The sequence below is a fragment of the Burkholderia sp. HAN2018 genome (genome assembly GCF_024704855.1).
Lineage (GTDB): Bacteria > Pseudomonadota > Gammaproteobacteria > Burkholderiales > Burkholderiaceae > Burkholderia > Burkholderia cepacia.
The window spans coordinates 1-12,039 of record NZ_QOBB01000077.1 but is presented as its reverse complement, the minus strand read 5'-3'; the positions used below and the strand labels follow the sequence as shown (position 1 = coordinate 12,039).

12 protein-coding genes and 1 pseudogene are annotated in these 12,039 nt (G+C 66.1%); 8 read left to right on the top strand and 5 right to left on the bottom strand.

What is annotated here, in order from left to right:
- Nucleotide 1 precedes the first annotated feature (1 nt).
- Genes lpxB through DPV74_RS20090 form a run of 3 tightly spaced genes read left to right on the top strand, consistent with a single transcriptional unit; the run spans nucleotide 2 to nucleotide 2,585 of the window.
- The gene (lpxB, locus tag DPV74_RS20100; protein WP_027787095.1) at nucleotides 2-1,171 is read left to right on the top strand and encodes a lipid-A-disaccharide synthase; all 1,170 of its coding nucleotides are present in this window, start codon (nucleotides 2-4) and stop codon (nucleotides 1,169-1,171) included.
- Entirely contained in the window at nucleotides 1,168-1,812 is a 645-nt protein-coding gene (gene rnhB, locus DPV74_RS20095; protein ID WP_119337834.1) for a ribonuclease HII, read from the top strand. Before lpxB ends, rnhB begins: the two co-directional genes overlap by 4 nt.
- The gene (locus DPV74_RS20090; RefSeq protein WP_119337833.1) at nucleotides 1,809-2,585 is read left to right on the top strand and encodes an RNA methyltransferase; all 777 of its coding nucleotides are present in this window, start codon (nucleotides 1,809-1,811) and stop codon (nucleotides 2,583-2,585) included. Before rnhB ends, DPV74_RS20090 begins: the two co-directional genes overlap by 4 nt.
- Nucleotides 2,586-2,688: 103 nt before the next feature.
- On the opposite strand, the gene DPV74_RS20085 is transcribed toward DPV74_RS20090, so the two are convergent.
- On the bottom strand, nucleotides 2,689-3,504 hold the full coding sequence (locus tag DPV74_RS20085) for a pyruvate, water dikinase regulatory protein (protein ID WP_021159117.1): 816 nt from the start codon (nucleotides 3,502-3,504) through the stop codon (nucleotides 2,689-2,691).
- A 375-nt stretch (nucleotides 3,505-3,879) separates the two neighbouring features.
- On the opposite strand from DPV74_RS20085, the gene ppsA reads away from it, so the two are divergent.
- The 3 genes from ppsA to DPV74_RS20070 all read left to right on the top strand — a co-directional run bounded on the left by ppsA (nucleotide 3,880) and on the right by DPV74_RS20070 (nucleotide 7,888).
- Entirely contained in the window at nucleotides 3,880-6,279 is a 2,400-nt protein-coding gene (gene ppsA, locus DPV74_RS20080) for a phosphoenolpyruvate synthase (protein ID WP_027787098.1), read from the top strand.
- A 205-nt stretch (nucleotides 6,280-6,484) separates the two neighbouring features.
- Nucleotides 6,485-6,919, top strand: a complete 435-nt coding sequence (locus DPV74_RS20075) for an NfeD family protein (RefSeq protein ID WP_027787099.1) — start codon at nucleotides 6,485-6,487, stop codon at nucleotides 6,917-6,919.
- A 33-nt stretch (nucleotides 6,920-6,952) separates the two neighbouring features.
- A complete protein-coding gene (locus DPV74_RS20070; protein ID WP_014896750.1) occupies nucleotides 6,953-7,888 on the top strand; it encodes an SPFH domain-containing protein in 936 nt (311 codons plus the stop codon).
- A gap of 225 nt (nucleotides 7,889-8,113) precedes the next feature.
- Here DPV74_RS20070 and smpB read toward each other — a convergent pair whose 3' ends face one another.
- Nucleotides 8,114-8,560: an SsrA-binding protein SmpB gene (smpB, locus tag DPV74_RS20065; protein WP_006478511.1), complete on the bottom strand. Its 447-nt coding sequence runs from the start codon at nucleotides 8,558-8,560 to the stop codon at nucleotides 8,114-8,116.
- A 98-nt stretch (nucleotides 8,561-8,658) separates the two neighbouring features.
- Between smpB and DPV74_RS20060 the strand changes: the two genes are divergently transcribed.
- Together DPV74_RS20060 and DPV74_RS20055 are read left to right on the top strand one after the other, a co-directional pair.
- Nucleotides 8,659-9,096 (top strand): type II toxin-antitoxin system RatA family toxin, encoded by a 438-nt coding sequence (locus DPV74_RS20060; protein WP_027787100.1) that lies wholly within the window; start codon nucleotides 8,659-8,661, stop codon nucleotides 9,094-9,096.
- Nucleotides 9,097-9,100: 4 nt separating this feature from the next.
- Nucleotides 9,101-9,424 (top strand): RnfH family protein, encoded by a 324-nt coding sequence (locus DPV74_RS20055; protein WP_021159122.1) that lies wholly within the window; start codon nucleotides 9,101-9,103, stop codon nucleotides 9,422-9,424.
- Between the two features lie 54 nt (nucleotides 9,425-9,478).
- On the opposite strand, the gene DPV74_RS20050 is transcribed toward DPV74_RS20055, so the two are convergent.
- From DPV74_RS20050 to DPV74_RS20040, 3 genes and pseudogenes are all read right to left on the bottom strand, one after another.
- Nucleotides 9,479-10,474, bottom strand: coding sequence for a DMT family transporter (locus DPV74_RS20050; RefSeq protein ID WP_119337839.1), 996 nt, complete (start codon nucleotides 10,472-10,474; stop codon nucleotides 9,479-9,481).
- Between the two features lie 136 nt (nucleotides 10,475-10,610).
- Nucleotides 10,611-11,294, bottom strand: a complete 684-nt coding sequence (locus DPV74_RS20045) for a glutamine cyclotransferase (protein ID WP_119337838.1) — start codon at nucleotides 11,292-11,294, stop codon at nucleotides 10,611-10,613.
- 31 nt (nucleotides 11,295-11,325) lie between these two features.
- Nucleotides 11,326-12,039: pseudogene (locus DPV74_RS20040) on the bottom strand (helix-turn-helix domain-containing protein); the annotation flags it as partial.

The following is a 12,039-nucleotide window of genomic DNA, read 5'->3' as shown; positions in this document are numbered from 1 at the left end:
GATGCCGCTTCCGACCACTCAGCTCCGGCTCGCGATGGCGGCCGGCGAACCGTCGGGCGACCTGCTCGGGGCGTCGCTGCTCGGCGGGCTGCGCGAGCGGCTGCCCGAATCGGCCCAGTATTACGGGATCGGCGGGCAGCGGATGATCGCGCAGGGCTTCGACTCGCACTGGCAGATGGACAAGCTGACCGTGCGCGGCTACGTCGAGGCGCTCGGCCAGATTCCCGAGATCCTGCGGATTCGCGGTGAGCTGAAGCGCCAGTTGCTCGCCGAGCGACCGGACGCGTTCATCGGTATCGACGCGCCCGACTTCAACTTCAGCGTGGAACAGGCCGCGCGCGATGCCGGTATCCCGTCGATCCACTTCGTGTGCCCATCGATCTGGGCATGGCGCGGCGGCCGGATCAAGAAGATCGCGAAGTCCGTCGACCACATGCTGTGCCTGTTCCCGTTCGAACCGGCGATTCTCGACAAGGCAGGTGTTGCTTCGACCTACGTCGGCCATCCGCTGGCCGACGAGATTCCGCTCGAGCCTGACATGCACGGCGCGCGCATCGCGCTCGGATTGCCGGCCGACGGCCCGGTGATCGCGGTGCTGCCGGGCAGCCGGCGTTCGGAAATCGCGCTGATCGGCCCGACGTTCTTTGCGGCGATGGCGCTGATGCAGCAGCGCGAGCCTGGCGTGCGGTTCGTGATGCCGGCGGCGACGCCCGCGTTGCGCGCGCTGCTGCAGCCGCTCGTCGACGCGCATCCGCAGCTTGCGCTGACGCTCACCGACGGCCGCTCGCAGGTCGCGATGACGGCGGCTGACGCGATCCTCGTGAAGAGCGGCACGGTCACGCTGGAAGCCGCGCTGCTGAAGAAGCCGATGGTGATCTCCTACAAGGTGCCCTGGTTGACCGGGCAGATCATGCGCCGGCAGGGGTACCTGCCGTACGTCGGCTTGCCGAACATCCTGGCGGGGCGTTTCGTCGTGCCCGAGCTGCTGCAGCACTTCGCGACGCCCGAGGCGCTCGCCGATGCGACGCTCACGCAGCTGCGCGACGACGCGAACCGCCGCACACTGACCGAAGTCTTCACCGAAATGCATCTTTCGCTGCGGCAGAACACGGCCGCGAAGGCGGCCGAAGCGGTCGTGCGCGTGCTCGAACAACGCAAGGGGCGCGCATGACCGCATTACGTGCACCACGCCGCCGCGCGTCGAGCGACGTGCAGGACGGTTTCGATTTCAGCCGGCCCGACGAGATCGTCTGCGGCGTCGACGAAGCCGGTCGTGGCCCGCTCGCGGGGCCGGTGGTGGCCGCCGCCGTGATCCTCGATCCGGCGCAGCCGATCGACGGGCTCGACGATTCGAAGGCGCTGTCCGCGAAGAAGCGCGACGCGCTGTACGACCTGATCGTTGCACGTTCGCGTGCGTATTGCGTCGCGTCGGCAAGCGTCGACGAAATCGACACGCTGAACATCCTGCACGCGACGATGCTCGCGATGAAGCGGGCGGTCGAGGGCCTGTCGGTGCTGCCGACGCTCGCGCAGATCGATGGCAACCGCTGTCCGACGCTGACGGTGCGTGCCGAGGCGATCGTCAGCGGCGATGCGCTCGTGCCGAGCATCTCGGCCGCGTCGATTCTCGCGAAGGTCACGCGCGATCGCATGCTCGTCGACCTGCACGAGCGTTTCCCGGTGTACGGCTTCAACGTACATGCGGGCTACGGCACCGCGAAACACCTTGCCGCGCTACGCGAGCACGGGCCATGCGAAGCGCACCGGCGCTCGTTCGCGCCGGTTCGCGCGGCACTCGACCTGATTCGATGAAAAGCATCACTTCCCGCGACAACCCGCTGTACAAGCGCCTGAAGGCGCTCGCGGGTTCGACGCCCCATCAGCGCCGCAGCGGCCAGGCGCTGCTCGAAGGATTCCATCTCGCGAGCGCGTACCTCGATACGGGCGCGACGCCCGAGCTGTGCGTGGCGACCGAAGGCGCACTCGGCCACGCGGAAGCGCAGGCGATCGTCGCGCGCATCGATGCGCAACGGATCGTCACATTGCCCGACGCGCTGTTCGGGCAGTTGTCGAACGTCGTCAACGGCGTCGGCTTCCTGCTGCTCGTCGAGCGTCCGGCGCAACCGCTGCCCACTCGCGTCACGCATACGTCGGTCGTGCTCGACGGCGTGCAGGACGCCGGCAACGTCGGCTCGATCCTGCGCAGCGCGGCGGCCGCAGGCGTGCGCCACGTGTTCTGTGCGCCGGGGACGGCGTACGCATGGTCGTCGAAGGTGCTGCGTTCGGGCATGGGCGCGCATTTCCTGCTGTCGATCCACGAGGATGTCGAAGCCGGTGAACTCGCCGAACGCCTCGATGTACCGGTTGCGCTGACCGACTCGCACGGCGCGCAGGCAATCTACGATTGCGATCTGTCGGGCCCCGTGGCGTGGGTGTTCGGCAACGAGGGCGCGGGCGTCTGCGCGTACTGGCGCGAGGTGGCCACGCATCGCGTGACGATTCCGCAGCCGGGCGGGATGGAGTCGCTGAACGTCGCAGCCGCGGCGGCGGTGTGCCTGTTCGAGCAGGTGCGCCAGCAGCGGTGAGCGTGACGCTACGCTCGCGCGTTCCCCGCACCACGAAAAAAGGCCGCGTTCGACGCGGCCTTTTCGTTTCCGGCGGCGTCTGGGCGGCCGCCGGCGCTCGACCTTAGTACGACTGCCGGTCGAGGCGGACTTCCTGCAGGATCGTCGTCGCGATTTCCTCGATCGACTTGTGCGTCGACGACAGCCACTTGATCCCCTCGCGGCGCATCATCGCTTCCGCCTCGTTGATTTCGTAGCGGCAGTTCTCGGGCGCCGCGTACTTGCTGCCCGGGCGCCGCTCGTTCCGGATCTCCGACAGGCGCTGCGGGTCGATCGACAGCCCGAACAGCTTCTCGCGGTGCGAGGCGAGCGCCGACGGCAGCTTGCCGCGTTCGAAGTCTTCCGGAATCAGCGGATAGTTCGCTGCCTTCACGCCATACTGCATCGCGAGATACAGGCTTGTCGGCGTCTTGCCGCTGCGCGACACGCCGACGAGGATCACGTCGGCCTCCGACAGGTTGCGGTTCGACTGGCCGTCGTCGTGCGCGAGCGAGAAGTTGATCGCCTCGATCCGGGTCTTGTATTCCTCGGTGTCCGCGTTCTGGTGGCCGCGGCCCATCGCGTGGCTCGACTTGAGCTCCAGTTCCTGTTCGAGCGGTTCGACGAAGCGCTGGAACATGTCGAGCACGAGTGCGTTCGAGCGTTTGACGATGTCGTTCGACTCGCTGTCGACGAGCGTCGTGAACACGATCGCGCGGCGGCCGTCGTGCACGGCGGCCTCGTTGATCTTCTCGACGGTCGCATAGGCCTTGTCGAGCGAGTCGACGAACGGCACGCGCACGAGACGGAATTTCTGGTCGAACTGGGAGAGGATCGAGTGCGCGAAGGTTTCGGCAGTGATCCCGGTGCCGTCGGAGACGATGAATACGGTAGGCAGCATGAATCTGGACGTCGAGCGTGAAGGGCGGTTGCGCGGGCGGCTGGAGGGTCGCCTCCAGACGCAGTGACAAGGTCGCGCCACATCCGGCAGCCGGCACGGTAGAATAGCGGCAACCTGTTGGATAAGCAATTGCGGGGGCAGGGCGCGAACGGCGCCCCAGGCTTTGCCGCTCGATTCCATAATTCCCGGCAAGTTTGGCGATTTGTCTGCAAATATCGCCCTTCTGCCGGGATTTTTGCAAATCGGGTCAGAAGATTTCCGCCGCTGCGAGTGTTTCTCCAACAGGTTGCGCAAGACGCGCCGCGCCTTTTTGCAAGCGCCCGCGTCCGAGCCCACTTGCGCAATCGAGCATTTTTTTCACACTTAGGGGCTTGTATGACTAACGCAGCAAACGTCGCAAAGGACCAGGCGTATGTAATTCCGTTCGAGCAGTTGCGGATGACCGATGTGGAAATCGTCGGCGGCAAGAATGCGTCGCTTGGCGAAATGATCAGCCAGCTTTCCGAAGCAGGCGTTCGCGTACCCACCGGTTTCGCCACGACCGCGCTCGCGTTCCGCGATTTCCTCAAGCACAACGACCTTACCGACCGCATCGCCAAGCGTCTCGAGTCGCTCGACATCGACGACGTGAAGGCGCTCGCCGAAGCTGGTGCGGAAATCCGCAAGTGGATCGTCGATGCGCCGATGCAGGCACGTCTCGAGCAGGAAATCCGCGAGCAGTTCGACATCCTGAAGAACAGTTCGCCGGGCGAGCTGTCGTTCGCCGTGCGCTCGTCCGCTACCGCGGAAGACCTGCCCGACGCATCGTTCGCCGGTCAGCAGGAGTCTTACCTGAACGTCGTCGGCATCGAAGACGTGCTCGACCGCATGAAGCACGTGTTCGCGTCGCTGTACAACGACCGCGCGATCTCGTACCGCGTGCACAAGGGCTTCACGCACGCGGAAGTCGCGCTGTCGGCCGGTGTGCAGCGCATGGTCCGCTCGGACGTCGGCGCGGCTGGCGTGATGTTCACGATCGACACCGAATCGGGCTTCAAGGACGCCGTGTTCATCACGTCGAGCTACGGCCTGGGCGAAACCGTCGTGCAGGGCGCGGTGAACCCGGACGAGTTCTACGTGTTCAAGACGACGCTCGCACAGGACAAGTACCCGATCATCCGCCGCTCGATCGGCTCGAAGCTGATCAAGATGGAATTCACGCAGCCGGGCGAGCCGGGCCGCGTGAAGACGGTCGACGTGCCGCACGAACAGCGCAACCGCTACTCGATCACCGACGAAGACGTGATCGAGCTGGCGAAGTACGCGGTCATCATCGAGAAGCACTATCAGCGTCCGATGGACATCGAGTGGGGCAAGGACGGCCGCGACGGCAAGATCTTCATCCTGCAGGCACGCCCGGAAACCGTGAAGAGCCAGGCAACCGGCAAGGCCGAGCAGCGCTTCAAGCTGAAGGGCCAGTCGCAGGTGCTCGCGACGGGTCGTGCGATCGGCCAGAAGATCGGCGCGGGCCCCGTGCGCGTGATCCAGGATCCGTCGGAAATGGAACGCGTGCAGCCGGGCGACGTGCTGGTGGCCGACATGACCGACCCGAACTGGGAGCCGGTGATGAAGCGTGCGGCCGCGATCGTCACGAACCGTGGCGGCCGGACCTGCCACGCGGCGATCATCGCGCGTGAGCTCGGCGTGCCGGCAGTCGTCGGCTGCGGCGATGCGACCGACGTCCTGAAGGACGGCGCGCTCGTCACCGTGTCGTGCGCGGAAGGCGACGAAGGCAAGATCTACGACGGCCTGCTCGAGACGGAAGTCACGGAAGTGCAGCGCGGCGAACTGCCGGAAATCCCGGTCAAGATCATGATGAACGTCGGCAACCCGCAGCTCGCGTTCGATTTCTCGCAACTGCCGAACGGCGGCGTGGGTCTCGCGCGTCTCGAGTTCATCATCAACAACAACATCGGCGTTCACCCGAAGGCGATCCTCGAGTACCCGAACATCGACCAGGACCTGAAGAAGGCCGTCGAGAGCGTCGCGCGCGGTCATGCATCGCCGCGTCAGTTCTACGTCGACAAGCTGACGGAAGGTGTCGCGACGATCGCTGCGGCGTTCTATCCGAAGCCCGTGATCGTGCGTCTGTCCGACTTCAAGTCGAACGAGTACAAGAAGCTGATCGGCGGTTCGCGTTACGAGCCGGATGAGGAAAACCCGATGCTGGGTTTCCGCGGCGCATCGCGCTACATCGCTGAAGACTTCGCGCAGGCGTTCGAGATGGAATGCCGTGCACTGAAGCGCGTGCGCGACGAGATGGGCCTGACCAACGTCGAGATCATGGTGCCGTTCGTGCGTACCGTGAAGCAGGCGGAGCGTGTCGTCGGCCTGCTCGAGAAGTTCGGCCTGAAGCGCGGCGAAAACGGCCTGCGCCTTGTGATGATGTGCGAAGTCCCGACCAACGCGATCCTCGCCGAAGAGTTCCTGGAGCACTTCGACGGTTTCTCGATCGGCTCGAACGACCTCACGCAGCTCACGCTCGGCCTTGACCGCGATTCGGGCATGGAACTGCTGGCTGTCGACTTCGACGAACGTGACCCGGCCGTCAAGTTCCTGCTGAAGCGCGCGATCGATACCTGCCGCAAGATGGGCAAGTACGTTGGTATCTGCGGCCAGGGCCCGTCCGATCATCCGGACTTCGCGCAATGGCTGACCGACGAAGGCATCGTGTCGATCTCGCTGAACCCCGACACGATCATCGATACGTGGCAGGCGCTTGCCAACCGGAAGTAACGGTCGGCGATGCCGCTTCGGCGAAAGCGCGGTGCCGCCGCGCTTTCGTTGAAGGCAAAATGCAAGGTTCGTGTTATAAACACCCCGGTACGCACCGGGGTGTTTTTATTTGTCGGTACGCAACGTGCCGATCCGGGCGTGCCGGTCGCCTCCGCTCGCGGCAGCGAATATAGTGAGTATCGGGGGCGTTTTTCTGGAGGCCAAAATGATGTCGGGGCATCTGTTCTGGTGGGTCGCGGTGGGCGTGCTGGTCGTGGCCGAACTGCTGACGGGCACGTTCTACCTGCTGATGATCGCACTCGGCTTTCTCGCGGGCGGCTTGCTGCAACTGGCTGGTTTCGCGCCGCACGTGCAGTTCGGCGCGGCGGCCGCGGTCGCGATCGTCGCGATGATCGCGCTGCGCCGCTCGGGGCTCGGCCGCAAGCAGAAGCGCGACACGTCGACGAATCCGGACGTCAATCTCGACATCGGCTCGACCGTTACGGTCGATGCGTGGCGCGACGGCCGTGCGCGCGTGCAGTATCGCGGCGCCGACTGGGACGTCGAGCTCGCGAACGGCGAGCGCGACGATGCGCATGTGTATCAGGTGAGTGCTGTGCGCGGCAATTGTCTCGTGGTCGTGGCGAAACCCGCGGGCTGATCGTCCGCCGATACAACAAGGAGGGAATATTTCATGGATTCGCTGATCATCTGGGTTGTCCTGCTCGTCATTGCGATCGTGATCGTGTCGAAGACGGTGAAGATCGTGCCGCAGCAGCATGCGTGGGTGCTCGAGCGCTTCGGGCGCTATCACGCGACGCTGTCGCCCGGCCTGAATATCGTGCTGCCGTTCGTCGATCGCATCGCGTACCGGCACGTGCTGAAGGAAATCCCGCTCGACGTGCCGAGCCAGGTCTGTATCACGCGCGACAACACGCAGCTGCAGGTCGACGGCGTGCTGTACTTCCAGGTGACCGATCCGATGAAGGCGTCTTACGGGTCGAGCAACTTCGTGCTCGCGATCACGCAGCTCGCGCAAACGACCTTGCGTTCGGTGGTCGGCAAGCTCGAACTCGACAAGACGTTCGAGGAGCGCGACTTCATCAACCACAACATCGTGTCGGCGCTCGACCAGGCGGCGGCGAACTGGGGCGTGAAGGTGCTGCGTTACGAGATCAAGGACCTGACGCCGCCGAAGGAAATCCTGCACGCGATGCAGGCGCAGATCACCGCGGAGCGTGAAAAGCGCGCGCTGATCGCCGCATCCGAAGGCCGCAAGCAGGAGCAGATCAACCTCGCGTCGGGCGCGCGCGAAGCGGCGATCCAGAAATCCGAAGGCGAGCGCCAGGCTGCGATCAACCAGGCGCAGGGCGAGGCCGCTGCGATTCTGGCGGTGGCCGAGGCGAACGCGCAGGCGATCCAGAAGATCGCGAACGCGATCCAGTCGCAGGGCGGGATGGATGCGGTGAACCTGAAGGTCGCCGAGCAGTATGTCGGGGCGTTCTCGAATCTCGCGAAGCAGGGCAACACGCTGATCGTGCCGTCGAACCTGTCGGATCTCGGCACCGCGATCTCGTCGGCGCTGACGATCGTCAAGAACGCGGGGGCGGCCTCGGGCGGGAAGGCCTGAGTTGGATATACGCGGTGTGCGAAGGGCACGCCGCGTACGATCGGTGTGCGGCGAATCGTCGCGCAGCCGCGGCGCGGATGATGCCCGCGGCACCTTTCTTCGGCCGACGCCGGCGGTATGGCGTGCCTCAGCCGCCGCCGCACAGCCGGCATCGGCGATTCACGTAGTCCAAAGCAACACGGCCCGCTTCGAGCGGGCCGTGTCGTTTGCGGGGTGCGTCGCGCGTCAGGTGCCGGCGCGCATGATGCGTGCCTTTTCGCGTTCCCAGTCGCGCTTCTTCTCGGTTTCGCGCTTGTCGTGCAGCTTCTTGCCCTTTGCGAGCGCGATGTCGCACTTCACGCGACCGCCCTTGTAGTGGAAGTTCAGCGGCACGAGCGTGTAGCCGCGCTGCTCGACCTTGCCGATCAGCTTCTTGATTTCCTCGCGGTGCAGCAGCAGCTTGCGCGTGCGAACCGGGTCGGGCTTGATGTGCGTCGAGGCTTCGGGCAGCGGGCTGATATGGGTACCGATCAGGAAGATCTCGGCGTTCTTCACCACGACGTAGCCCTCCTTGATCTGGCCGCGCCCGGCGCGCAGCGCCTTGACTTCCCAGCCCTCAAGCACGAGCCCCGCCTCGTAGCGTTCCTCGATGTGATAATCGAAGTGCGCTTTCCTGTTGTCGATGATGCTCATGAAAGGATCGGGCCAACTCGTTTAAAATCACGATTTTAGCAAAGCAGGGCGGGAATCGCCCGGCTTGCGTTCCCACCTTGAGCGATGCCGCGCGATTTATGGCAGATGTCCAGAAAACCGTATTGATCCGTCATTCGGCGGAACAGATGTTCGACCTCGTCACCGACGTGGCCGATTACCCCAATTTCCTGCCCTGGTGCGGCGGTGTCGAGGTTCGCCGTCAGGACGAGAGCGGGATGGAAGCGCGCATCGACATCAACTTCAAGGGCATCAAGCAGCACTTCGCGACGCGCAACACGCAGCAGCGCCCGACGCGGATCGACATGGAGTTCACGGACGGCCCGTTCAAGAAGTTCACGGGCTCGTGGCGCTTCACGGCGCTGCGTGCCGATGCGTGCAAGATCGAATTCGCGCTGCACTACGAGTTCTCGAACATCCTGCTCGAGAAGATCATCGGGCCGGTGTTCAGCCACATCGCGAACACGTTCGTCGATTCGTTCGTGAAGCGCGCCGACCAGCGCTACGGGAAGGGGTGACGCGATGCTGTCGATCGAAGTCTGCTACGCGCTGCCGGATCGCCAGACGCTGATTCCGCTGTCGCTCCCCGAAGGGGCGACCGTTCGTTCGGCGATCGATGCGAGCGGCGTGCTCGCGCTGCACCCGGAAATCGATCTCGCGAACGCGAAGACGGGCGTGTACGGGAAGCTTGCGCCGCTCGACACGCTGCTCGCCGACCACGACCGCGTCGAGATCTACCGCCCGTTGATCGTCGATCCGAAACTCGCGCGCCAGCGGCGCGTCGACAAGTCGCGCCGCGACGGCTCCATCGAGGGCCGCAAGTGGATGCACAAGGACGCGCGCTGACGCGGAGCGATCCGCGTCATTCACCTCGATTCGTCTGAGCAAACGCCGCGGCGTTCAATGGGCTGCGGCATTCGCGTTTGCCGGTGCGTTTGCCGGCGTGCTTCCCGCCGTCCCGCCGCCGGCGGGCGTGTCGCCATGCCGGCGCACCGATCCATAGACGCCGGCGAGCAGCAGCACCAGCGCGGCGATCTCGAGCGCATGCGGCATCCGCTGGTCGTACACGAACGCGTAAAGCATCGCGAATACGGTTTCGAACACGATCAGCTGGCCCGACAGCGTGAGGGGCAGCCGCTTCGACGCCGCATTCCACAGCCCGTTGCCGAGCCACGACGCACCGATCGCGAGCACGAGGTTCAGCAGCCAGAACAACTGCCAGCGCGACGCGGGCACCGCTTCCTGCAGCGTGCCGGCCGGCAGCGCGAGGATCGCGATCCAGACGAGCCCGCCGATCAGGCCCGTCACGACACCCCACAAGACCGACCACTCGTTGCCGCCGAAACGATGATGGCGCTGCAGATAACGTGCGTTCGCGACCGCATACCAGGTCCAGCTCGCGAGCGCGCCCGCCGCGCAGGCGATGCCGGCGAGTTTCTGGCCGAGCGTCGTCGCATGTGCGGCCTCGGACGTGAACAGGTCGACGTTGATGCAGACGATGCCCGCGATCACCAGCGCCAGCGGGGCGGCGAGCCGGCGCAACGGCACGGCGCCCTGGTCGCCGAGGCCTGCGAGCGTCACCGTGACGGGCAGCACGCCGACGATCAGGGAGCTGGGTGCGATGCCGATCAGGTGCACCGCACCGGACAGCAGCATGTAGTACGCGACGTTGCCGATGACGGCGAGCCTGACCAGCGCGACGAGATCCTCGCGGGTCAGCCGCGCGAGCAGCGAGCGGGCGGCCGGCAGCGCGGCCGCGAGCGACACGAGACCGTACATCGCATAGCGGCCGGCGCTCAGCAGCAGCGGCGAGAAGTCGGTCAGCAGCCGCGGAACGAGAAACACCATGCCCCACAGGGCACCTGCCAGGACACCATAGACCACACCGCGCTGCATCGACTGCTCCGAACACATGACTGATGAGCGCGCATCTTAGCGACGCCGTCGCGGCGTCGTCTTGTTCATTCCTGCACTCGGTGCAGGCCGGTGGGTGGGCGCGCCGCGCGCAGCAGCGATCGCGGCAGGCGGCGGATCAGTCGTCAGCCGGATCGGGCGTCGCCGCACCGTCGCCCGGTGCCCGCACCCGCGCGGGCCGCCGCACGGCGCGCAACGTGCCGCTGTTGCCGCCGCCGCAGTAGAAGCGGTCGTGGCCGTCGGATTCGAGCCCCGACACGCCGACGCCGGCCGGCATGTCGATCTGCTCGAGCACCCGGCCCGTGCGCGGATCGATGTGCCGCAAGTCGGCCTGATCGGCTTCCCAGGTGCCGTGCCACAGCTCTCCGTCGACCCACGTCACGCCGGTGACGAAGCGGTTCGACTCGATCGTGCGCAGCACGGCGCCCGACTGCGGATCCACCTGATGAATCTTGCGATCGCGGTACTGGCCGACCCACAGCGCGCCTTCGGCCCATGCCAGCCCCGAATCGCCGCCGCCGCCGGGAGCGGGAATCGTCGCGAGCACGCGGCCCGATTCGGGGTCGATCTTCTCGATGCGGTCCTCGACGATCTGGTACAGGTGGCGGCCGTCGAACGCCGTGCCCGCATGCGCGGCGATGTCGATCGAGCGGACGGTCGTGCCGCGCTCCGGGTCGAGCGCATTCAGCTTGTCGCCGGACGCGTACCACACGTACTTCCCGTCGAACGTGACGCCGTGTACGCCGTCGACGCCGGGAAACGGGCCGTATTCGCGAAGGATCTCTGCACTGGAGCGTTTCATGTTCGTCACCTCGTCGTTCGGTGAGGTCATCCTAATCTCCCGGCAGCGGGGCAGGGAGTAACAAGGTCGTCGCGAAACCGGGCAGCGGCGGCGTCAACCAGCGGCGCGCGCGGCCGCGGCCGAGCGCCTGGACCTTGTCGGCTTCGGCGAGCACGTCGAGCGCGCGCTGCACGGTGCGCTGGCTCGCGCCGAGGGCCAGCGCCAGCGCGGAGCTCGACCATGCTTCGCCATCGGCGAGGAGCGCGAGTACGGCTGCGTGGCGATCGTCGACCGGGCGCGCGAGGACGACGGTCTCGCGTACGCCGAGCGGTTCGAGCGCAAAGCCGCGCGGCGTTGCGACGATGTTTGCGAGCGGCCGCAGCACCGCGCGCAGCCGGCCGATCTCGACGCGCAGGCGCGCGCGATGCGATTCGTCCGCGTGTTTCGCGCGGAACGCGGCCGCGACGAGCGCGTTTCGCGACACGTCGGCCGGCCATGCCTCGCCGAGCGCGCGGGCGAGCACGAACAGCACGGGCCGTCGCGCGAGCGACACGGTCGTGCGCGCGTCGCGTACCGTGTGGCGGCACGCATCGACGACGAGTGCGTTCGACGCGAACAGCGTCTCGACTTCGTCGAGCTGCACGAGCCGCGACGTGCCGCGCGCGATGAGGCGCGCGGCCGGTGTGTCGAGCACGCGTGCCGCGGTGTCGATTTCGGCCGTCAGCGCGGCGATGCCGGCGTCGCGGGCCGCCGCGCGCGCCCGCAC

Bases quoted from the DNA above. Each gene is read 5' to 3' on its own strand.
- lpxB (WP_027787095.1), top strand. From the start codon at position 2: ATGCCGCTTCCGACCACTCAGCTCCGGCTCGCGATGGCGGCCGGCGAA.
- DPV74_RS20060 (WP_027787100.1), top strand. From the start codon at position 8,659: ATGGCAGATGTCCAGAAAACCGTATTGATCCGTCATTCGGCGGAACAG.
- smpB (WP_006478511.1), bottom strand. From the start codon at position 8,560: ATGAGCATCATCGACAACAGGAAAGCGCACTTCGATTATCACATCGAG.
- ppsA (WP_027787098.1), top strand. From the start codon at position 3,880: ATGACTAACGCAGCAAACGTCGCAAAGGACCAGGCGTATGTAATTCCG.
- DPV74_RS20085 (WP_021159117.1), bottom strand. From the start codon at position 3,504: ATGCTGCCTACCGTATTCATCGTCTCCGACGGCACCGGGATCACTGCC.
- DPV74_RS20090 (WP_119337833.1), top strand. From the start codon at position 1,809: ATGAAAAGCATCACTTCCCGCGACAACCCGCTGTACAAGCGCCTGAAG.
- DPV74_RS20070 (WP_014896750.1), top strand. From the start codon at position 6,953: ATGGATTCGCTGATCATCTGGGTTGTCCTGCTCGTCATTGCGATCGTG.
- DPV74_RS20055 (WP_021159122.1), top strand. From the start codon at position 9,101: ATGCTGTCGATCGAAGTCTGCTACGCGCTGCCGGATCGCCAGACGCTG.
- DPV74_RS20050 (WP_119337839.1), bottom strand. From the start codon at position 10,474: ATGCAGCGCGGTGTGGTCTATGGTGTCCTGGCAGGTGCCCTGTGGGGC.
- DPV74_RS20075 (WP_027787099.1), top strand. From the start codon at position 6,485: ATGATGTCGGGGCATCTGTTCTGGTGGGTCGCGGTGGGCGTGCTGGTC.
- rnhB (WP_119337834.1), top strand. From the start codon at position 1,168: ATGACCGCATTACGTGCACCACGCCGCCGCGCGTCGAGCGACGTGCAG.
- DPV74_RS20045 (WP_119337838.1), bottom strand. From the start codon at position 11,294: ATGAAACGCTCCAGTGCAGAGATCCTTCGCGAATACGGCCCGTTTCCC.